Origin of the sequence: Archangium sp., assembly GCF_036388035.1 — a bacterium.
In the GTDB taxonomy this organism is placed as follows: Bacteria; Myxococcota; Myxococcia; order Myxococcales; family Myxococcaceae; genus Archangium.
Map to the genome: position 1 here is coordinate 1 of NZ_DASVSO010000020.1, position 20,358 is coordinate 20,358.

Consider the following 20,358-nt stretch of genomic DNA (forward strand, 5'->3'; position numbering starts at 1 on the left):
TTCGGCGAGCTGAAGAATGGCGGCACCGCGCGCTTCGACGTGGAGGGCGAGGGCCTGAAGCTCAAGGCCGTCACCACCCCGGAGCCCGCTCCCGCGGCGTAGGCGGCGCGGAAGCCTGGAAACACGAAGGGCCAGGTCGGAGGGTCTCCCCTCCCCTGGCCCTGGGTGCTTTCTGGCGCCGAAGGACGACTAGACGCGGTAGCTCTTCACCGCGCTGCTGAGCTGGTCGGCGATGATCTGCAGCGTGGTGGCGGCCTCACCCGTGGCACCGATGCGGGAGACGGTCTCGTCCATCATCTTGGACAGGTCGCTCACGGCGGTGGTGATCTGGTTGATGCCCACGTTCTGCTGACCCACGGCGGCGGCGATCTGCCGCACGGCCGAGGCGTTGTCCTGGATGATGCCGGACAGCTCGCGCAGGTTCTTGCCGTAGGTGCGCACCTGCTCCAGGCCCGCCTCCATGCGCTGCGAGCCGCGCTCGGTGATGCGCACGGCCATGCCCACCGAGTTGCCGATATCGTCCAGCAGCTCGCGCACGCGGTCCGTGGACTCGATGGACTGGTCGGCCAGGGCGCGGATTTCACGAGCCACCACGCCGAAGCCCTTGCCGTGCTCGCCCGAGCGCACCGCCTCGATGGCGGCGTTGAGCGCCAGCATGTTGGACTGGTCGGCCAGGTCCTTCACCGTCTGGGTGATGCTGCCGATCTGCACCGTGCGCTCGCCGAGCTCGAGGATCTTCGCGGCGATCTCCTGCACCTGGGTGCGGATGTCGTTGAGGCCGGTGAGCGTCTGCTCCAGGGCGGCCTCGCCCGCGCGGCTCAGCTCGTCGGCGCGCTCGGCCACGGAGAGCACCGAGTCGGCCTTCTGGGCGGCCAGGAGACTCGTCTGGCGGATCTCCTGCGCCGTCACCTGCGTCTCCTGGAGGGCCGAGGCCTGGCGGGAGACGGTCTGCGACTGCTCGGCGGCGGAGCTGTTGAGCTGCTCGGTGGAGGCGTTGAGGGCCTCGGCGGCCTGCTGGAGGTTCTGCACCACCGTGCGCTGCCGCTCCACCATCTGCGTGAAGAAGTGCGCGAGCTGGCCCACCTCGGAGCCTCCCTGCACCTGGATGGGGCGGGTGAGATCGCCGGACTCGACGATGTGGGCGGCCGCATCCGTCAGCTCGCGCAGCGGCCTGACGATGGAGCGGCTGAGGAAGGACGTCGCCGCGGCGCCCAGCGAGACGATGAGCAGGCCCAGCAGCATCATGGCGAGCCACAGCCGGGCCACCTGACCGCTGATGCGCTCGTGCGTGAGGCCCACGTGCAGCACACCGCGCAAGCCCCCGGTGAGGGGCGCGGCCACGTCGATGACGCTCAGGCGCTTGCCGTCGATCGTCACCTCCACCGACTCCTGGACCTTCACGCGCTCACCGTTGGTGAGCTCGCCGGTGCGCAGGGGGTTGGCCTCGAGCAGCGCCTTGGGGAACTCGCCCGAGAGGGTGTGGGCGAGCACGTTGTTGGCGCCGTCCACCACGTAGAGGTAGCGCACGCTGTCGGCGTCGCGGAACGTGTCCAGCAGGGGCTGGAGCGAGGTGGCACCGTCGGCCGAGGCCCGCTCGGCGGCCGCCGAGAAGCCGAGGGCGATCGCCTTGCCCTCGCTCACGGCGCTGTCGCTCAGGTTGCTCCCCAGTCGCTGGGCGGCGACGGCACTGAGCAGGAGCGCGATGGCCACACTGACGGCCACCATGACGACGATGAATTTGGCACCGATGCCCAGGGATTGATTCGAAGTGGCGTTGGGGCTCACGAAAGCTCCTCAGCGGGAAGGGTCGAGGCCAGCGCCAGCGGCCTGTGGGGAGAATGGTTCAAGCGATGCCCTCCGGACCTGCGGGGCGGTTGGGCGTGGGGCCGCGACGGCAGCTCACGCGGATGATGTCCGGGATGGCGGACAGGGGCACACCCCGGTCCGTTCCCTTCAACTCGATGGCCACCCGGGGCATGCCGAAGACCACCGAGGTGGCCTCGTCCTGGGCGAAGGTGACGCCGCCGGCCTTCTTGATGTCCACCAGGCCGCGCGCCCCGTCCTCGCCCATGCCGGTGAGGACGCCGCCTCCGGCGCGGCTGCCATAGGTGCGCGCCAGCGAGGTGAGCAGCAGATCTCCCGAGGGGCACGGTCCGCCGCGCGTGCGCGTCAGCCGCACCACCCCGTTGCCCTCCACCGTCATGTCGTGCCCGTCCAGCGGGAAGTACACCCGGCCGGGCTCCAGCTTCTCGGCCTCGCGGGCGATGGCCACCTTGAGGGGCGTCACCTGCGACAGCCAGCGCACCATGCCCGGGGTGAAGCCCTCGGTGATGTGCTGGGCGATGACGATGGGCACCGGCAGGTCCCCCGGCAGGCGCGAGAGCACCTCCGAGAGCGCCGGCGGGCCACCGGTGGAGGCCGCGATGCCGAAGATGTCCACCCGGGCCCCCGTGGCGGGCGGCGGCGGGGTGGCGACGCGCAGCCGGCGGGAGATGACCGGCACCTCCGCCATCAGGCACACCGACTCGGAGAGCTGACGGCCCCAGCGGCGCAGCTCCTCGCCACTGGAGACGGTGGGCTTGCCGATGAGCTCCAGCGCGCCCGCGCTCATCGCCTGGAAGCAGACCTCCAGGTTGCGCTGATCCGCCACGGCGCTCACCACGAGGATGCGCGCGGGCGCCTCCGCCATGATGGCCGCGATGGCCGCCGGGCCGTCCAGGTCCGGCATCAGCAGGTCCATGGTGATGACGTCCGGGCGCAGCAGGCGCGCCAGCGTCACCGCCCGACTGCCGGTGTTGGCCCGACCCACCACCTCGATGCGTGGGTCGTCGGTCAGCAGCGCGCTGACGGCGTCCGCCATGGTGGGCGAGTCGTCCACCACCAGCACGCGGATGGGAGCCTTGTCGCTGCTCATGCCCGCGCCCCTCTCCGGCTCATCACGTCAAGCACCTCGGTCAGCAGGCGGCCGGCGGCGCACTCCCGCTTGCTGAGGTAGCCGTCCGCACCCGCGGACAGGCCTCGCGCACGCGCGCCGGCGCTGTCATTGGCGGAGACGAGGATGACCGGGACGTTGCTCGTGTCCGGCTGCGTGCGCAGCTTCGCGATGAGCTCGGTTCCGTTCATCTCCTCCATCTCCAGGTCGCAGATGATCACGTCGTAGGTCTCCGTCTGCAACCGCTCCAGGGCGCGGGCGCCGCTGGCGGCCAGGTGCACGGTGAAGCCACCGGCCTCCAGCATGGCGCGGTGCAGCGCGCGGGCGGTGAGCGAGTCGTCCACCACCAGGGCCCGGCGGCTCTGCGGCATGGCGACGGCGGCCGGAGCGGCCTCGGTCACCACCCAGCCAGGGCGAAGGATGAGCAGCAGCTCGCCACGGCTGAGGATGGCCGCGCCCTGGTAGGCGGGCACGTCCCGCACCTCGGCGGGCAGCGGGCGGATGACGAGGTCACGGTCACCCACCACCGCGTCCACCGCGAGCGCCATGCGCTTGCCGCCGCTCTGCACGATGATGAGCGGGGCGCCCTCGGAGGGAGGCGCCGAGGCGCGCAGGCCCATGCGGGCGCCCAGGTCCACCACCGGGACGAGCTGGCCGTTGTAGTCCAGCTGCGTCTTCAGGCGGCCGATGCGCAGGTTGTCCTTGGAGGCCAGCTGGGTGGACTCCACCGCCAGCATGGGCAGACCCACCGTCGTGTCGATGGCGCGCACCGTGAGCACCGGCGAGCTGCCGAGCTCCATGGGGATCGTCATCATGAAGCGGGTGCCCGAGCCCTTGGTGCTCACCACCTCGATGCGGCCCTGCATGGACTCCACCGCGGAGCGCACCGCGTCCAGGCCCACGCCGCGGCCCGAGGTGTCGGTGACGTCCGTGCGGGTGCTGAAGCCGGGGCGGAAGATGAGGTCGCGCACCTGCGACTCGTGCATGCGCGCGCCCTCGTCCGAGGTGATGAGGCCCTTGCGCTCGGCCGACGCGCGCACCTGCGCCACGTCGATGCCGCGCCCATCGTCGCTCAGCTCCATCACGAGGATGTTGCCCTGCTGCTCCACGCGCAGGGTGAGGGCCCCCTCGTGGTGCTTGCCGGAGCGCTCGCGCTCGTCGGGCATTTCAATGCCGTGGTCCACCGCGTTGCGCAGCAGGTGCACCATGGCGCCCTTGAGCTTCTCGAGCAGGCGGCGGTCCAGCGACACCTCGGCGCCCACCACGGAGAGCCGGGCCTGCTTGCCCAGCTGGCGCGACAGGTCGCGCACCATGCGCTGCAGCGGCTCGAGGATGGTGCGCACCGGGCGCGTGGTGATGGACTTGAGGCCCTCCTCGAGGCTGTCCACGATGTCCGAGGCCTCGTGGCCGTCCGAGCGCACGCCGGCGTTCACGCTCGCCAGCACCGCGCGGGCCCGGGCCGTGGGAGCCAGCAGCTCGCGGGCCGTCAGCAGCTCCACGGCCTTGGAGATGTCGCGGAGCCGGTCCTCCAGGCGCATGCGGAACTCGCGCAGGCGCTCCACCTCGCGCATCAGCGCCGTCACCTGGTGGGCGGCCACGCGCCAGCCGGCGTCCGCGTCGGAGTCGTCCGCCAGGGTCGACGGCGCGGCCTGGGACGGAGCGGCGGCGGGCGCGGCCTTCACGGGCGCATGGGCCGCGGCCTCGGGGGCATGGTGGGCGCCACCCGCGGCCTCCTCGGGCGCCGGTGCCTCCGCCACGAGCTGGGCCAGGGCGGCCGTTGGATCCGGCAGCGAATCCCCGCGCCCCTCGGCATGCGCCTGGGCACGCAGCAGGAACAGGTCCAACCCGTGCAGCAGCATGTCCACCATGGACCGCGGCATGGGCGTGATGTCCTTGCGCAGCGGCGCGAGGGCATCTTCCAGCTTGTGGGCGATGGAGCTCAGGTCCTGCAACCCGAGGCTGGCCGCACTGCCCTTGAGGGTGTGCAGGTGGCGCGCCAGGCGGGTGTACACCTTGGCCAGCGCCTCGTTGTCGATGCCCTCCCGCTCCAGCTCGAGCAGGTCCAGGGTGACCTTCTGACAGACTTCCTGCGCCTCGCCCGAGAAACCGGCGACGAGGCTCTGCAGCATGGGGTCAACCGACATTGCGCGCCCCGGCGCCGCGCGCGAAGAGGCGCGGCAGGTCGATGAGGTGGATGATCTGGCGGTTGTTGTTCATGGGGACCTCGACCACCGGTCCATCCGTCTGGGCACGCGCGGCCTCCACGGCCGCGGCGGGCAGGCTGAGCGGGCGGGGGATGGCCTCGCAGTCCAGGGCGCACAGCTCTCCGTCACCGCGCTCCACCACGAGCAGCACGGCGGGGTCCTGCCGCCAGCCGTGGCCACCGAGCAGCGCGGCGAGGCTGAGCGCGGCGAGCACCGAGCCCTGGTAGCGCAGCACGCCGATGACGTGCGGCTGGGAGAGGGGCACGGGCGTCACCAGGCGCAGCGGCAGCGCCGAGCGCAGCGACTCCAGCGGCAGCGCGTAGCGCTCCTCGCCCAGGGGGAACTCGGCCACCATGATGACGGTCTCGTCGACCGTCCCTTCGGCGCGCCCACGCAGGCGCGTCGCGCGCTCGTCGAGGAGGGTGCGGACCTCGGGATTCTGGATCTCCTCGGGGCCTCGGGGGTTGGAACTCATTCGATGGCTCCCAGCGTGAGGAAGGCGTCGGCGGACGCCCTATAGAAGCGGGCCGGCAGCGGCTCTGGCCCCTGGATGATCAGATCCGGCGGAAGCCGGGCGGCGATGTCTCGCACGGTGTGCATGAGGGCGAAGGCAGCCTCGCGAGCACCCGCGCGCTCGCGCAGCAGGGCCAGCTCCAGCATGCCGGGGATGTAGTCGCGGAACTGCTCCAGCAGCTTCTCCAGGGTGGAGGCGGCACCGGCCGCGTCACCGCCCTCGATGCTCTGGAGCGCCTCGAGATGCAGGCGCACGGGCGAGGGAGCCGGCGCGGGAGCGGGCGGCGGGGTGCGCGCGGGCGGCGGCGGCACGCGCATGGCCACGCGGACGGGCTCGGGCTCGCGGTAGGCGGGACGGGGCGGAGGCACCTGCTCCTGCGGCATCGGCCGGCGGAAGGCCTGCAGCTCCGGAGCGCCCACGCGCACCAGCCCCGCGGGAGGATGGTCCACCTCCACCGTGCCCAGCAGCAGGAAGCCGCCCGGGACGAGCGCACGCGCCAGGTGCCCCAGCGCCGTCTGCACCGCGTCCGGCGAGAAGTACGTCAGCACGTTGCGGCAGAAGATGACGTCGAAGCTGCCGAAGCTCTCCGCCAGGGGCTCCAGCAGGTTGCCCTGGGCGAAGCGGGTGACGGCGCGCACGTTGTCCATCACGCTCACCCGCCCCTCGGCGATGTCGTGGTAGAGGGGATAGAGGAGTGGCCCGGCCTCGCGGCGGGACCAGTTCCCGTAGGTGCCCCGGCGCGCGTACTCCAGGCGACCCTCGTGCAGGTCGGTGCCGAGCACCTCCACGCGCACGCCCGGAGGCGCCATGCCCAGCAGGCACGCGGCGATGGAGTAGGTCTCCTCACCGGAGGCGCAGCCCGCGCTCCAGCCGCGCAGCACGAGGTTGCCCCGGCGCAACGCCGCGGGCACCGCCTCGGAAGCGAGGAAGCGGAACTGCTCCGGGTGGCGGAAGAAGTACGTCTCTCCCACCAGCACGGCATCCAACAGCGCCCGGGCCAGCGGCGTGCCCGGACGCTGCAGCTCCGCCATCAGCTCCGCGGCGGAACGGCCCCGCGCCAGCTCCGCGCGCACCACGCGGTCCACCGCCGTGGGCGAAATGGCCGTGTCGCGGAAACCCGTGCACGACGAGACAACCTCGCGCGCTCGCGCGAGCACCTGCTGCGGCTCCACTCCCGTACTCATGCGCTGCGCTCCACCCCCGCCGGCCGCAGCACGTCGATGGCCTCGCGCAGCAGTTCCTGCGTGGCGAAGGCCCTCGGATCGAAGATGGGCACCGAGCGCTCTCCGGCCCGGAGCATGCCCATCAGCGTGTCGCGCAGGGCCCCGTGTCCGGAGCCTCCGACGCGCTCACGCCGCTCGATGTCCGAGGACTGGTACTCCTCGGGGTCCTGTACCGCGTCCACGCTCAGCGCCAGCAGCACTTCGTCGATCTCCAGGATGACGAGCTTGCGCTCCTCGATGACCTCGCGGTGCTCCACGTCCAGCCGGCGCGCCAGGTCCAGCACGCACACCGGCTGGCCCCGCAGCTCGAAGAACTCGGACATGTACGCCGGCCCCAGCGGCAGCTGGCGCGTGGCGGGCTGGAGGATGACCTGGCGCACCGACTCCAGCGGGATGGCGAACTCCAGGCCTCCCACCGTGAGCCGCAGCAGCGCCATGGAGCCCACCCGGGCCCGGCGCCGCGCGTTCTCCAGGGCGTTCTCCACCGCCGTCAGCAGCTCGTCGGCGCGGAAGGGCTTGGCCAGGAAGAGCTCCGCGCCCAGCGACAGGCACGCCTCCGCCCGCGCCGCTTCCGACGAGATGATGATGACCGGGATGTGGGAAGTGGTGGGGTCCGCCTTCAGCCGCTTGAGGACCTCATCGCCATCCATCTCCGGCATGGAGAGATCCAGCAGGATGGCTGCGGGCTGGACACGGTTGACCTTCTCGAGCGCCTCCTTGCCATTGCTCGCGGTGTTCAGCGCGTAATGGCCAGAGAGGATGGCGCGCTCGAGCGCCAGGATGGCATCACTGTCATCGACAAGGAGCAGGGACGGGAGGCTCACGACGGCTTGGCTCTCAGTTCTGGGCCAGGAACTTGCGCACGGTTTCCGTCAGGTCGTGATGGGAAACCGGCTTGTTGATGAACGCGTTGGCTCCGGCCTCGACTCCCCGCTGGCGCAGGTCGCCGCCCCGCTCGCCAGTGAGCAGGATGACCGGAACGTCTCGCACGTGCGTCAGAGGACTCTGGCGCACCTGCTTCACGAAGGTGATGCCGTCCATGCCCGGCATGTTGATATCCGCGATGACGAGCTTCACCGGCACCAGCCGGAGGAGCTGCAACGCCCGAGTCGCATCCTCTGCCTCGACGAACCCCATCTTCAGGTTCATGAGATAGATCTTGAGGATGTTGCGAACGGTCGGGCTGTCATCCACGAGGAGGATGTTGGCGCTCAAACCCAGGGCTCCTGCCGGGGCACGAAGATCGGGACCCGGGTGAAGAAACGGTGGAGACTGTATCTTGACCCCGCCATCCAGCAAAAGCGGGGGCGCTCGAAACTCTAGGGCGAGACGGAAAACCGAGCCCGTCCCGCCGGGAAGCGGTCAACCAGCCGAGGGCGGGGTTCCCGATTCGCCGCCCCCCTCTTTCTCGTCGGCGCGGGTGTCCACCGGGGGTGCCCCGATGGCGTGGTAGCCGCCATCCACATGTACCATCTCTCCCGTGGTGGAGGGCAGCCAGTCGGAGAGAAGCGCACACGCGGTGCGAGCCACCATGTCATGGCTGGTGCGGGCATCCCACCCCAGGGGGGCCTGAGCGCCCCACCCCTTCTCGAGGGACTTGAAGCCGGGGATGCCCTTGGCCGCGATGGTGGCCAGCGGGCCGGCGGCCAGGGCATTGACCCGGATGCCCTTGGGGCCCAGGTCCCGGGCGAGGTAGCGCACCGTCGCCTCCAGGGCGGCCTTGCACACGCCCATCCAGTCATAGATGGGCCAGGCCACGCGGTTGTCGAAGTCCAGGGTGACGATGGAGCCGCCCTGGGTCATCAGCGGCATCGCCGCCACGGCCAGCTCCTTGAGGGAGAAGGTCGAGACGCGGAACGCCGTCTGGACACTCTCCCAGGGGGTGTTGAGGAAGTTGCCGCCCAGTGCGTCCTCGGGGGCATAGGCGATGGAGTGCAGCACGCCGTCCACCCGTCCCCAGCGCTGGCGCAGCGCCTCGGTGAGGGCGGGGAAGTGGGCGGGGTTGGTGACATCCAGTTCCAGCACCTCGGTGCCCGCCTTGAGTCGCTTCGCGCTGCGCTCCGTGAGCGAGCGCGCGCGGCCGAAGCCGGTGAGAACGATGTCCGCCCCCTGCTCCAGCGCGTGCTCGGCCACGCCGTAGGCGAGCGACTGGGGGGTGAGCACGCCGGTGATGAGGAGCTTCTTGCCCTGCAGCAGCATGCGAAGGCCTTTCCGGATAGGTATGAAGCGTGGAAGTCCGGGCGGTTTACCACTCCCGGAGGTCCGGGGCAGCCAGAAGACGCTCGAATCCACTTCTCCAGGGAATCCGGGGGTCCTGAAGTTGCGCTCACGTGGCGCATGAATCCTCCTGCTCCCCCCAGGTGGACTCAGACGGGAAACCCGGGCTCCTCTTTCAACAAATCGTGCCGAAAACCCCCCAACGGGGCGGCCTTCCAGTAAAAGACAGCGCGCCATGGCGAATTTCCAGGACTCGTACCTCTCCGGCGGAAACATCGACTTCATCGAGGGGCTCTACGCGCGCTACCTCGAGGATCCGGCCAGCGTGGACCCGAGCTGGCGCGAGGTTTTCGAGCGCAACGACGGCGCCGGCCGTCCCATCTACAACAAGACCCTGATCGAGCCGCCCGCGCCGATCGTCCCCAGCAAGGAGGGCAAGGGCGGCAAGGCCCCCAAGGCCGAGGGCAACGGCGGCGCGGTGGCGCTGGCCCCGCAGACGGCGCCCACGGTGGCCTTCGAGCAGGACATGAAGCTGCAGGCCCGGGTGGACCAGGCCATCTCGGCCTTCCGCCTGCGCGGCCACCTGCGCGCGAACCTGGATCCGCTGGGCCGCCCACGCCCGCCGCTGGAGCACGTGGCGGACATCGGCATGGTGGACGACGCGCACTTCTCCACCGCCGAGCAGGAGCAGCAGGTGGAGAGCACCGGCGTCTTCGAGCAGGCCCGGGTGAAGCTCAAGGACCTGCTGGGCCGGCTGCGCCGCACGTACACCGGCTCCATCGGCGTCGAGTTCATGTACATGCTCGACAGCGAGCGGCGGCGCTGGCTGATGCGGCGCATGGAGTACACCGAGAACCGCACGGACTTCACGGTGGACGAGCAGCGCCACATCCTCACCAAGCTGTCCTACGCCGAGGGCTTCGAGAACTTCCTGCACACCAAGTTCGTCGGCGCCAAGCGCTTCGCGCTCGATGGCGGCGAGGCCCTGGTGCCCATGATGGACGCCGTGCTTGAGGTGGGCGGTGACATGGGCCTCAAGGAGGTCGTCATCGGCATGGCCCACCGCGGCCGCCTCAACGTGCTGACGAACATCCTGGGCAAGAAGCCGGACCAGATCTTCAGCGAGTTCGAGGGCCCGAGGGATCCCCGCGAGCACATGGGCCGCGGCGACGTGAAGTACCACATGGGCTTCAGCTCGGACCACGGCACGCGCGGCGGGCAGAGCATCCACCTGTCGCTGGCCTTCAACCCCAGCCACCTGGAGGCGGTGGATCCGGTGGTGGAGGGGCGCGTGCGCGCCAAGCAGGACCGCAGCGGCGACACCGGCCGCACCCGGGTGATGCCGGTGCTCATCCACGGCGACGCGGCCTTCATCGGCCAGGGCGTGGTGGCCGAGACGCTCAACCTCTCGCGCCTCAAGGGCTACGAGACGGGCGGCACGATGCACCTGGTCATCAACAACCAGGTGGGCTTCACCACCGACCCCGAGGAGTCGCGCAGCTCCATCTACTCCACGGCGCTGGCGCAGATGCTCGACGTCCCCATCTTCCACGTGAACGGGGATGACCCGGAGGCGTGCGTCCACGTGGCGCGCCTGGTGGCCGAGTACCGGCAGACCTTCAAGAGCGACGTCGTCGTCGACCTCGTCTGCTACCGCCGCTACGGCCACAACGAGGGCGATGACCCCTCGTTCACCCAGCCGTCGATGTACGACATCATCCGCAAGCACCCGACGGTGCGGACGCTCTACGCGCAGCAGCTCGCGGACAAGGGCCGCATCCCCGCGGACGAGTCCGAGGCGCTCAAGCAGCGCTGCCTGCAGGAGTTCGACGCGGCGCTCACCCGCGCCCGCGCGGAGAGCCAGTTCAAGGAGCCGAGCGCGCTGGAGGGCCTGTGGAAGCCCTACAAGGGCGGACAGCACAAGGGCGCGCCGCAGGTGTCCACCGCCGTGGACAAGGAGACGCTGCGCGGCGCCCTCAAGCGCCTGGCCGAGGTGCCCGAGGGCTTCAACGTCCACCGCGACGTGGAGCGCACGGTGCTCAAGAAGCGCCAGGGCATGCTCCAGACCGAGGAGCTGCAGTGGAGCGAGGGCGAGTCGCTCGCCTACGCCACGCTGCTCTCCCAGGGCTACGCCATCCGCCTGAGCGGCCAGGACAGCGAGCGCGGCACCTTCAGCCACCGCCACGCCGTGCTGCACGACGTGAAGACGAATGAGAAGTTCACGCCCCTCAGCCAGTTCTCCACCGGCCAGGCCCGCTTCGACGTCGTCAACAGCCCCCTGTCCGAGATGGGCGTGCTGGGCTTCGAGTACGGCTACAGCCTCGACGTGCCGGACGGGCTCGTCATCTGGGAGGCCCAGTTCGGCGACTTCGCCAACGGCGCGCAGATCATCATCGACCAGTTCATCGCCGCGGCGGAGACCAAGTGGCGTCGGCTCAGCGGCCTCACGCTGCTGCTGCCCCACGGCTACGAGGGCCAGGGCCCGGAGCACTCCAGCGCCCGCCTGGAGCGCTTCCTCGACCTGAGCGCCGAGGACAACATCCAGGTGGTCTACCCCACCACGCCCGCGCAGATCTTCCACCTGCTGCGCCGCCAGGTGCTGCGCCCGCTGCGCAAGCCGCTCGTCATCATGTCGCCCAAGAGCCTGCTGCGCCGCCCCGAGGCGACGAGCAAGCTGGACGAGCTCACCACCGGCACCTTCCAGGAGATCATCCTCGACAAGGTGGACCCGGCCGGCGTGACGCGGCTGCTGCTGTGCAGCGGCAAGGTCTACTACGACCTCGTCAAGGCCCGGGACGAGCGCAAGGACGACACCATCGCCATCGTGCGCGTGGAGCAACTCTACCCGTTCCCCTTCGACGAGCTGGCGGGGCTCGTCGCGAAGATGCCCAAGCTCGCCGAGCTCCTCTGGGTCCAGGAGGAGCCTCGCAACTCGGGCGCCTGGCACTTCATGTTCCCCCGCCTGCATGACCTGGTCGCGGCCCGAGGCCAGAACCCCCTGAAGGTGGGCTACATCGGGCGCGCGGAAGCCGCCAGCCCCGCCACCGGCTTCTACCAGACGCACAATTTGGAGCAGCAGCTCATCGTCGAGGAAGCCATCCTCCGAGGAACCAAGAATGGCCGTTGATCTGAAAGTCCCGCCCCTGGGCGAGTCCATCACTGAAGCCGTCGTCGGGAAGTGGAACAAGAAGAAGGGTGACGCCGTCACCGCGGACGAGCCGCTCGTCGTCCTCGAGACCGACAAGGTCACCGTCGACGTCCCCGCTCCCGCCGGCGGGGCCCTGCTCACCATCGCCTTCAACGAGGGCGACAAGGTGCGCGTGGGCGACGTGCTGGGCACCATCGAGGCCGGGGCCGGTGCCTCCGCTCCGAAGGCCGCTCCCGCCGCCGCCGCTCCGGCTCCCGCCGCGGCCGCCGCTCCCGCCACCGCGTCGTCCGCGACGAACGATGCGCGCATCACGCCCACCGCCAAGAAGATCGCCGAGGAGAACAAGGTGGACGTGGGCCAGCTCAAGGGCTCCGGCACCGGCGGCCGCATCACCAAGGAGGACGTGCTCGGTCAGCTCAACCGCCCGGCCGAGGCTCCCGCCCAGCGCGCTCCGGCTCCGGCCCCCGCTCCCTCCGGCCCGCGCCCGCGCGCCGACCGCGAGGAGCGCGTGAAGATGACGCCGCTGCGCCGCCGCGTGGCCGAGCGTCTCCTCCAGGCCCAGTCCACCGCCGCCATCCTCACCACCTTCAACGAGGTGGACATGGGCGCGGTGATGGACCTGCGCAAGCAGTACAACGAGAAGTTCCAGGCCAAGCACGGCATCAAGCTGGGCTTCATGAGCTTCTTCGTGCGCGCGGCCGTCGAGGCCCTCAAGGCCTTCCCCCAGGTCAACGCGGAGATCGACGGCGAGGACGTCGTCTTCAAGCACTACTACGACATCGGCGTGGCGGTGAGCGGCTCGCGCGGCCTCGTGGTGCCCGTCGTCCGGGAGGCGGACACGCTGTCGCTGGCCGACCTGGAGAAGAAGATCGGCGACTACGGCGCGCGCGCTCGCAACGACAAGCTCACGCTCGCCGAGCTGCAGGGGGGCACCTTCACCATCTCCAACGGGGGCACCTTCGGCTCGATGCTCTCCACCCCCATCCTCAACCCGCCGCAGACGGGCATCCTGGGGATGCACAACATCGTGGACCGCCCCGTGGCCCGCAACGGCCAGGTCGTCATCCGGCCCATCATGTACCTCGCCCTCTCCTACGACCACCGGCTCATCGACGGTCGCGAGGCGGTACAGTTCCTCGTGCGCGTCAAGGAGTGCATCGAGGACCCCACTCGGCTCCTGCTGGAAATTTGAAAACCGGTTAAACGGCACCACCCAGGAAAAACAGGGCAGCCGGCTAGACAGGCGCTCGGCTGCCCGCTTAAATCCCCGCTCGTCACCCGGCAGTCGGGGGACGGGAGATCAGCTGGCCGCAAGCCGGCTTTTGACGAGGAAGCACAATGGCGACTGGTACCGTGAAGTGGTTCAACGACGCGAAGGGCTTTGGATTCATCGTGCAGGACGGCGGGGGCGAGGACGTTTTCTGCCACCACACCGCCATCAACATGGATGGGTTCCGCACCCTCGCCGAGGGGCAGAAGGTGGAGTTCGAGCTGGCCAAGGGCCCCAAGGGCCTGCAGGCGCAGAACGTTCGCGCCGCCTGAGGTCCCGAGCCACTCCGTACGGATAGTGGCCTCGGAAAAAGGCCCGGTCTCCCCAAAGGGAGCCGGGCCTTTCTCTTTGCGGGCGCCCGCCCCTACTTCGCCAGGTGGCGCTTGAAGTGGTTCATCACCCACTCGTACTGGCGCTGGGTGATGAGCGGATCGGGCACCATGTGGGTGAGGCCGCTGAGGGGCAGCAGCTCATGGTGCTTGCCGGCGCGGAAGAGCGCGTCGGACAGCTTGAGCGTGTGGAAGAAGTAGACGTTGTCGTCCGCGGTGCCGTGGATGAGGAGCAGCGGGGGCAGCGGCTTGCTGGTGTCCCGGGCGTAGGTGAGCAGCGAGCTCTTCTCGTAGGCCTCGGGGTGCTGCTGGGGCAGGCCGAGGTAGCGCTCGGTGTAGTGGGTGTCGTAGTCGAGCCAGTCCACCACGGGGGCCCCGGCCACGGCGGCCTTGAAGACGTCCGGGCGCTTGAGGACGGCGAGCGCGGAGGCGTAGCCGCCGAAGCTCCAGCCCTCGATGCCCACGCGCTGCAGGTCCACCTCGGGCACCACGGCGGCGAGCGCCTGGACGGCGGCGGCCTGGTCCTCAATCGTCACGCCGGAGAAGTCCAGGTGCACCTCGCGCTGCCACTTCGAGCCGCGCAGCGGGGTGCCGCGGCCGTCGAAGCGGGCGATGAGGAAGCCCTGGTCCGCCATCCACTGCGAGAGGAGATGGGCGGCCATGCTCTTGTGGACGACGGTGACGGTGGGGCCGGCGTACACCTCGACGATGGTGGGCAGCTTCTGGCCGGGCCTGGCGTTGCGCGGGCGCACCAGCGAGGACTGGAACTTCAGCGGGCCCACCTCGCGGAACTCCACCACGGGGGTGAAGGAGGGCTCCACGGCCACCGAGGGCAGCTCGCCCACGCGGGTGCCGTCCGCGCGCGACACGTAGGTGCGCGGCATGCTGGTGGGGCTCGAGTGGCTGATGATGAAGAGGTCGCCGGACCGGGAGACGCTCCCGCCCTCGACGGCCGGGCCGGTGGTGCCGGGGCGCACCTGCTCCGGCGCGCCGCCCTCCTTCACCCGCCACAGGTAGCTCTCGGAGGGGTTGGGGCCGCCCACGAAGTAGACGGTGCGCTCCTTCTCCACGTAGCGAGCGAGGTTGCGGAAGCCCGCGTCCGGCTTCACCAGCGAGCGCGCGAGGCTGCCGTCGGCGTTGCGCAGCTCCAGCTCGGGGCCGCCGTTGCGCTCGGTGTACCAGAGGAAGCTGTTGCCATCCTCCAGCCACAGGGGGAACGTCTGCTCCAGCTCGAGCCAGGCCTCATCCTTCTCGGTGAGCAGCTCGCGCGTCTTGCCGGTGGCCACGTCCACCGCGAGCAGCTTCTCCTCCGTCTGCGTGCGGTTCTGCACGAGCACGGTGAGGGGGCCCCGCTTCGGCCACACCACGGTGGCGAGGTAGGGGTACGCCTCCGCGTCCCACTGCGCCCAGACCGTCTTGCCGCCGGTGACGGGGGTGATGCCCAGGCGCACCTTCGCGTTGGACTTGCCCGGCCGCGGGTAGGAGTAGTCCTCGGCGCCGCGCTCGGGGTGCATCACGTCGATGATGGAGAGCTTCTCCACCCCCCCGGTGTCGGACTCGGTGTAGGCGATGGACTTCGCGTCCGGGCTCCACCACCAGCCCGAGAAGCGGCTCATCTCCTCCTGGGCGACGAACTCGGCCAGGCCGTGGGTCTTCGCCGCCGTGCCCCCGGTGGTGACGCGGCGCTCCTTGTTGGTGGCCAGCTCGAGGCGGAACACGTCGTTGTCCCGGACGTAGGCCACCTGCTGGCCGTCGGGGGAGAAGCGCGGGTCGATGACGCCCTCCCCTGTCTTCAGCTCGGTGGACTTCCCGGTGGCGCGCTCGACGAGGTAGAGCTTGCCGGAGAGCGGCACGAGGATGCGCGAGCCGTCCTCGGAGAGCTGGTAGCTGGTGAAGCCCCGGGCACTCACGCGCATGCGCTCGCGGCGGGCCTTCTCCTCGGGGGAGAGCGTCTCCTCGGAGCCCTTGAGGATGGCCTCGGGGGTGAGGACCTCCTTCGTCTCTCCGGAGGCCACGTCGAAGGCGAAGAGCGTCTGGACGGGAGCGCGGGGCTGGCCGCGCAGGAAGAGGACGGTCTTCTCGTCGGGGGTGAGGCGGGGGTTGACGGGACGTCCGCTCATGAAGCGGCGCGTCTCCGCGTAGTCCCGCAGGAAGGCGTCTTGCGAGGCGTTCATGGTCTTGGCTGGGGGCTGCGGCGGCTGGGCGAGGACAGGAGCGCTCACGAGGGTCAGGAGCGCGGCGAGCAGGATGCGCATGCGGGACGGGCGCCCGTGGAACGGGCGATGCCTCCTTCTTGGGTAGGAGCCGCGCGCAGCCTACACTCCTGGCGGCGCGCGGCCCGCAAAGTGCGGCGCGGAAACGGATATTCCCGCTGATGGATGATTCCCAGAGACATCTCCGCCTGGCGGGTGTCATCCGGCTGTCGCTCGGCGGCAGTCGGGGGCCCGCGGACGCGTACGTGTTTGATCCGCACCGGCTGGCGCTGCCCGCGTGGGCCTGTGCGCTGGAGGACGGGCCGGCGGCGCTGCTGGTGACGCTGGACCGGCACCTGGACCTGGTGGTGCCGGTGGCGCCCGAGGCGGTGCCGGACCGCTCCGCGGGGCTGAGGGCCCTGGACGAGCACGCGCGCTGGGCGCTGGACGTGCGCAACTACGACCACGTGCTGGCGGCGATGGAGGCGGGGCTGGTGGGCGATGCGCTGGTGATCGCCCGGGGGCGGCCCCGGGGCACGTTCGCGGGGGACGTGTACGTGGACACGCGAGGGCGCTCGCACCGGCTGGTGGTGGTGCCCACGGTGGACCGGGCGGCGGAGGCCTTCCTCTCGCCCGCGCCCGGTGACGCGGTGCGCGAAGTGCTGGAGGCCGCCGGGCGCGTGCTGCTGGACGTGGACCTGGACTGCTTCACCAGCCTGAGCGACGCGGATCCGACGACGGTGCTCCCCTGGCCGCGGAGCGTCATCCGGGAGTACCTCCTCCCACCTGACTCGGAAGCCTTCTGGGCGGCGGTACTCGCAAAGTGCGTGGCGCTCACACTGGCGAGGGAGCCGCACCACTGCGGGGGGCTGCTGGCCTCGGGAGAGCTCTTCCGGGACGCGGCGGAGATTCTCTTCCGGGAATTGCTCGGAACGGAGCCTCCTTAGTGCTCATATCCCACTTCGACGCCGAGCCGCGTTACCATCTGGCCGCCAGAAGAGCACCCAGGCAGGCGCCGCGCTCGCTCCCCCGTGATTCCCCCCGCCACCCCTCCCTCTGGGAGAATGGCCACGCCTCATGAACGGCTCTCCCCCGCAGACGGTCCCCCCGCAGCTCCTCCGACGGACCCTCCTCACCGTGATGGCGTGGATCGCTCCCGCCACGCCCATTGGGGCCTACCTCCTCGGGTTGTCGCTCGGGTTGTCGGCAGAGGACATCCTCGGACCCCTCCTCTACCTGCTGCCCCCCGTCTTCGTGGTGGCGGGCATCCTCCTGCCGTGGATGGGTCTCTCCGCGCTGTTGCGCCGGGGCTTCCACTCCGTCCCCGGCGAGCCTCCGCGCGAGCGCCTCATCCGCCTGCAGATGCTGCCCTGGAAGCTCGCCTTCATGGGGACGCAGGTCACGTCCCTCGTGGGCGGCATCCTGCTCACCGTTCCCCAGGTGATCTGGTTCGGCAAGTCCCCGCTGCTGGCGGGCGCGGGCCTCCTCGCCGCCGCCACCTTCGGCCAGGTGCTGTCCCTGCCGGTGGGTATCAAGCTCGAACGGTTGCTGATGCCCTTCGTGCTCGAGGAGCGCAACCGCCTGCGCACGCGCGCCAGCGGCCAGGGCGTCTTCTGGCCGAGGCAGCGCTGGTACCTGCCCTACGCCTTCGGGGCCACCCTGGCGAGCACCCTGGTGCTCACCGGACTGGTCATCTTCGTGCAGACCCTCGACCTGCGCGACGCCCAGGTGAAGGCCCTCCTCGCGGACCCCACCCTCGCCCCCGACCAGGCCCAGCTGATCGCCGCGAAGCTTCAGGGCTTCAGTGACTCCCTGCTCTCCACGTTGGGCCCGTCCCTCGTGGCGCTGGGGGCCTTCATCTTCCTCGTCCCCTCGCTCTCCGCCTGGATGCTGGCGCGCCGGCAGGTGCGGGCCACGGCGGCGCTCCAGGAGGCCATCGAGGCGCTGGCCAACGGCACCCCCTTCCCGCCCCTCTGGGCCTCCACCGATGAGATTGGAGACCTCGCGACGGGCATGGTCACGGTCCTCGAGCGGCTCCAGGAGATTCCCACCCGCCTGCATGCCTCGTCCCGACTGCTGCTCTCGGCGGGCACGGCGCTCGGCTCCGCGAGCAACCAGCAGCGCCAGAGCCTGACCGAGCAGGCCGCCATGCTCCAGCAGGCCCACCTCACCTCGGAGGAGATCCGCACCACCTCCGAGCTGGCGTCCCACAAGGCCGAGAGCGTGCTGAGCGTGGCCGGTCACGCCGAGCAGCTCGGCCAGTACGGCGAAGAGGCCATCGAGCAGACGCTGTCCGGGCTGAACACCATCCGCGAGTTCGTGGACGGCATCCGCGGCAAGGTGCTGCGGCTGCAGGAGAGCGCCACGAAGATCGCCAGCATCGCCGTCACGGTGAAGGACCTGGCCGACCAGTCCCACCTGCTGGCGCTCAATGCCTCCATCGAGGCCGCACGCGCCGGAGACCAGGGCGCGGGCTTCGCCGTGGTCGCCAGTGAGATTCGCAAGCTGGCCGATCAGACCATCCGGGAGAACGCCCTCATCCGCAAGAGCCTGCTGGACATCGGCACGGCCATCCGCGACGTGGTCTCCATGAGCGAGGAGGGCGCCAAACAGGTGGAGGGCGGCCTGGAGATGGTGAAGTCCTCGGGCAACAACCTGCGCGAGATGTCGCTCATCATCCAGGAGAACGCCGCGGCCGTGCGGCAGATCGCCTCCGCGGTGAACCAGCAGAACGCGGGCATCTCGCACATCTTCAACGCCATCGCCCACATCTCCTCGGGAATGGACGAGACGCTCAAGCGGCTGGACACCACGCTCCAGGCCACCGAGACGCTCCAGGCCGTCACCCGCGAGGTGACGGAGATCGCCCGGAAGTACCAGATCAACGGTTAGGAGCGCGGGGCCGGGCAGCGCTTCCAGAGCGCTACCGGGCCCCACCGCCGCTGGAGGCAGAACCCGGCCGCGCGCAGGGCGTCCTCCTCCACCGCCTTGCCATCCACGAGCGCATGGGAGAACCGTGCGTCCGCGAGCCGCTCGCGCAGCTCCTCCTCGGGGCGTCCGGCGCTCACGAACAGCGGCACGTCCCGGTGCAGGTAGAAGCGGCCCCCGGTGTTCCACTCGGGCGGACCGGCGATGAGGAAACCGGTGAGGGACGCGTCCCTGCCCGCGGAGACGGTGGCATCGACCACGCCCTGGCGCAGGCCGAGCGGGAAGAGCACGGAGGCCGCCGCGACGGAGGAGAGCACGTACAGGCCCGCCAGGAGCCTCAGCACCGCGCGCCTGCCCGACAGCCGGGAGAGGTCCTGCGCCGCGGGGCCAGCGGCGAGGGCGATGAAGAGAGGCAGCAGCGGCACGAGGAAGCGCGCCTCCTTGTGCCCGAGCGCGCTCACCACCCCGAGGTAGAAGACGAAGGCCCCCACGAGCACGTCTCTCCGGGCCAGCCCGCGCAGGAAGTGCCAGAGGAGCAGCAGGGGCGCCATGCCGGCGAAGATGGGCGCGTACCACCACGCCGGCTGCCGGCCGAAGTGAGACGCCGAGGAGCCACTGGCGATGTTGAAGTGGAAGTAGCGCCAGGCGGAGAACCAGGGCGCTCCCCAGGTGAGCCAGTCGAGCACTCCGAGCCCCAGCAGCACCGCGCCCGTCCCCACGGCGAGGCCCGCGAGCGAGCGCCAGCGCCGGGCCCCCAGCAGGCTCACGGCGAGGGGCACGCCGAAGACCGCCGAGGGATAGCGGATGACGAAGGCCAGCCCCAGCAGTACGCCGCTCCACAGCCCCTCGCGCAACCCTCCCCGGTCGCGAGCGCGCCGCGCCCAGAGCAGCGCCCCCAGCAGGGGCACCACGCTCAGCACATCTCCGATCGGCCTCGCGGCGTAGAGGAGGAACCCGCCCCAGGTGACATGGACGCCCGCGGCCAGGAGCGCCGCCTCGCGGCCGTCCCGCTCCTCCACGAGCCGGAACAGCCACAGCGTGCCCACGGCCTGCGCTCCGGCGCACGCGCACCAGACGACCGCGGCCATCGCCCACGGGTGCTCGAGCCCGACGGCCCGGCACACCACGAGCAGCCCCCCGAGCACTCCAGGCACGGCCCAGTTGCGCAGGCCCTCCACCCACTCCCAGGCGACCACGCGGTAGCCGAAGGCCAGCCCATGGGCCGGCTCCAGGAACTGGAAGACCTCATCCGGGTGGACCCGGCCCCGCGCGAGCGCCGCCACCAGCACCGAGAGGAACGCCCCCAGCGCGGCGAGCCTCGCGGGGTCTGCCGTGAACCTAAAGCGGAGCATCGAGGAACGAGGGCCGGAACTCCGTCACCTGCCCGCCGCTGAAGGAGAA

15 protein-coding genes are annotated in these 20,358 nt (G+C 70.5%); 5 read left to right on the plus strand and 10 right to left on the minus strand.

Features of this window, described 5'->3' with window-relative positions; genetic code table 11:
• Window positions 1-189: 189 nt before the first annotated feature.
• The 8 genes from VF697_RS00750 to fabI all read right to left on the minus strand — a co-directional run bounded on the left by VF697_RS00750 (window position 190) and on the right by fabI (window position 9,072).
• Window positions 190-1,725, minus strand: coding sequence for a methyl-accepting chemotaxis protein (locus VF697_RS00750; protein WP_331091263.1), 1,536 nt, complete (start codon window positions 1,723-1,725; stop codon window positions 190-192).
• 118 nt (window positions 1,726-1,843) lie between these two features.
• Window positions 1,844-2,914, minus strand: coding sequence for a chemotaxis protein CheB (locus VF697_RS00755; protein ID WP_331091234.1), 1,071 nt, complete (start codon window positions 2,912-2,914; stop codon window positions 1,844-1,846).
• On the minus strand, window positions 2,911-5,076 hold the full coding sequence (locus VF697_RS00760) for a hybrid sensor histidine kinase/response regulator (RefSeq protein WP_331091236.1): 2,166 nt from the start codon (window positions 5,074-5,076) through the stop codon (window positions 2,911-2,913). The genes VF697_RS00755 and VF697_RS00760 overlap by 4 nt, the downstream gene beginning before the upstream one ends.
• Window positions 5,066-5,611 carry a chemotaxis protein CheW gene (locus VF697_RS00765; RefSeq protein ID WP_331091237.1) on the minus strand — a complete coding sequence of 182 codons (546 nt, stop codon included), beginning with the start codon at window positions 5,609-5,611 and terminating at the stop codon, window positions 5,066-5,068. The genes VF697_RS00760 and VF697_RS00765 overlap by 11 nt, the downstream gene beginning before the upstream one ends.
• A complete protein-coding gene (locus VF697_RS00770; protein WP_331091239.1) occupies window positions 5,608-6,834 on the minus strand; it encodes a CheR family methyltransferase in 1,227 nt (408 codons plus the stop codon). Before VF697_RS00770 ends, VF697_RS00765 begins: the two co-directional genes overlap by 4 nt.
• Complete coding sequence (locus tag VF697_RS00775) at window positions 6,831-7,697, minus strand: response regulator (protein WP_331091241.1); 867 nt, start codon at window positions 7,695-7,697, stop codon at window positions 6,831-6,833. Before VF697_RS00775 ends, VF697_RS00770 begins: the two co-directional genes overlap by 4 nt.
• A gap of 13 nt (window positions 7,698-7,710) precedes the next feature.
• Window positions 7,711-8,088: a response regulator gene (locus tag VF697_RS00780; protein ID WP_309893521.1), complete on the minus strand. Its 378-nt coding sequence runs from the start codon at window positions 8,086-8,088 to the stop codon at window positions 7,711-7,713.
• A 147-nt stretch (window positions 8,089-8,235) separates the two neighbouring features.
• Window positions 8,236-9,072, minus strand: a complete 837-nt coding sequence (fabI, locus tag VF697_RS00785) for an enoyl-ACP reductase FabI (RefSeq protein ID WP_331091246.1) — start codon at window positions 9,070-9,072, stop codon at window positions 8,236-8,238.
• 253 nt (window positions 9,073-9,325) lie between these two features.
• Here fabI and VF697_RS00790 point away from each other — a divergent pair, with 253 nt between their 5' ends.
• The 3 genes from VF697_RS00790 (at window position 9,326) to VF697_RS00800 (ending at window position 13,780) form a co-directional block, all read left to right on the plus strand.
• The gene (locus tag VF697_RS00790; protein ID WP_331091248.1) at window positions 9,326-12,217 is read left to right on the plus strand and encodes a 2-oxoglutarate dehydrogenase E1 component; all 2,892 of its coding nucleotides are present in this window, start codon (window positions 9,326-9,328) and stop codon (window positions 12,215-12,217) included.
• Window positions 12,207-13,430, plus strand: a complete 1,224-nt coding sequence (odhB, locus tag VF697_RS00795; protein WP_331091249.1) for a 2-oxoglutarate dehydrogenase complex dihydrolipoyllysine-residue succinyltransferase — start codon at window positions 12,207-12,209, stop codon at window positions 13,428-13,430. The genes VF697_RS00790 and odhB overlap by 11 nt, the downstream gene beginning before the upstream one ends.
• Window positions 13,431-13,576: 146 nt before the next feature.
• The gene (locus tag VF697_RS00800; RefSeq protein ID WP_047860205.1) at window positions 13,577-13,780 is read left to right on the plus strand and encodes a cold-shock protein; all 204 of its coding nucleotides are present in this window, start codon (window positions 13,577-13,579) and stop codon (window positions 13,778-13,780) included.
• Between the two features lie 92 nt (window positions 13,781-13,872).
• Here VF697_RS00800 and VF697_RS00805 read toward each other — a convergent pair whose 3' ends face one another.
• Window positions 13,873-16,092: a DPP IV N-terminal domain-containing protein gene (locus VF697_RS00805; RefSeq protein WP_331091255.1), complete on the minus strand. Its 2,220-nt coding sequence runs from the start codon at window positions 16,090-16,092 to the stop codon at window positions 13,873-13,875.
• Between the two features lie 119 nt (window positions 16,093-16,211).
• On the opposite strand from VF697_RS00805, the gene VF697_RS00810 reads away from it, so the two are divergent.
• Both VF697_RS00810 and VF697_RS00815 read left to right on the plus strand, forming a co-directional pair.
• Window positions 16,212-16,976 (plus strand): hypothetical protein, encoded by a 765-nt coding sequence (locus tag VF697_RS00810; protein WP_331091257.1) that lies wholly within the window; start codon window positions 16,212-16,214, stop codon window positions 16,974-16,976.
• 130 nt (window positions 16,977-17,106) lie between these two features.
• Complete coding sequence (locus VF697_RS00815; protein ID WP_331091259.1) at window positions 17,107-18,921, plus strand: methyl-accepting chemotaxis protein; 1,815 nt, start codon at window positions 17,107-17,109, stop codon at window positions 18,919-18,921.
• Here VF697_RS00815 and VF697_RS00820 read toward each other — a convergent pair.
• Window positions 18,918-20,309, minus strand: a complete 1,392-nt coding sequence (locus tag VF697_RS00820) for a glycosyltransferase family 39 protein (protein WP_331091261.1) — start codon at window positions 20,307-20,309, stop codon at window positions 18,918-18,920. The genes VF697_RS00815 and VF697_RS00820 overlap by 4 nt on opposite strands.
• Between the last annotated feature and the right edge of the window lie 49 nt (window positions 20,310-20,358).

What these genes read in the sequence shown, in the direction of transcription:
- VF697_RS00820 (WP_331091261.1), bottom strand. Translation starts at nt 20,309, where the DNA reads ATGCTCCGCTTTAGGTTCACGGCAGACCCCGCGAGGCTCGCCGCGCTG.
- VF697_RS00770 (WP_331091239.1), bottom strand. Translation starts at nt 6,834, where the DNA reads ATGAGTACGGGAGTGGAGCCGCAGCAGGTGCTCGCGCGAGCGCGCGAG.
- VF697_RS00805 (WP_331091255.1), bottom strand. Translation starts at nt 16,092, where the DNA reads ATGCGCATCCTGCTCGCCGCGCTCCTGACCCTCGTGAGCGCTCCTGTC.
- VF697_RS00755 (WP_331091234.1), bottom strand. Translation starts at nt 2,914, where the DNA reads ATGAGCAGCGACAAGGCTCCCATCCGCGTGCTGGTGGTGGACGACTCG.
- VF697_RS00750 (WP_331091263.1), bottom strand. Translation starts at nt 1,725, where the DNA reads ATGGTGGCCGTCAGTGTGGCCATCGCGCTCCTGCTCAGTGCCGTCGCC.
- odhB (WP_331091249.1), top strand. Translation starts at nt 12,207, where the DNA reads ATGGCCGTTGATCTGAAAGTCCCGCCCCTGGGCGAGTCCATCACTGAA.
- VF697_RS00760 (WP_331091236.1), bottom strand. Translation starts at nt 5,076, where the DNA reads ATGTCGGTTGACCCCATGCTGCAGAGCCTCGTCGCCGGTTTCTCGGGC.
- VF697_RS00765 (WP_331091237.1), bottom strand. Translation starts at nt 5,611, where the DNA reads ATGAGTTCCAACCCCCGAGGCCCCGAGGAGATCCAGAATCCCGAGGTC.
- VF697_RS00800 (WP_047860205.1), top strand. Translation starts at nt 13,577, where the DNA reads ATGGCGACTGGTACCGTGAAGTGGTTCAACGACGCGAAGGGCTTTGGA.
- VF697_RS00810 (WP_331091257.1), top strand. Translation starts at nt 16,212, where the DNA reads ATGGATGATTCCCAGAGACATCTCCGCCTGGCGGGTGTCATCCGGCTG.
- fabI (WP_331091246.1), bottom strand. Translation starts at nt 9,072, where the DNA reads ATGCTGCTGCAGGGCAAGAAGCTCCTCATCACCGGCGTGCTCACCCCC.
- VF697_RS00790 (WP_331091248.1), top strand. Translation starts at nt 9,326, where the DNA reads ATGGCGAATTTCCAGGACTCGTACCTCTCCGGCGGAAACATCGACTTC.
- VF697_RS00815 (WP_331091259.1), top strand. Translation starts at nt 17,107, where the DNA reads ATGAACGGCTCTCCCCCGCAGACGGTCCCCCCGCAGCTCCTCCGACGG.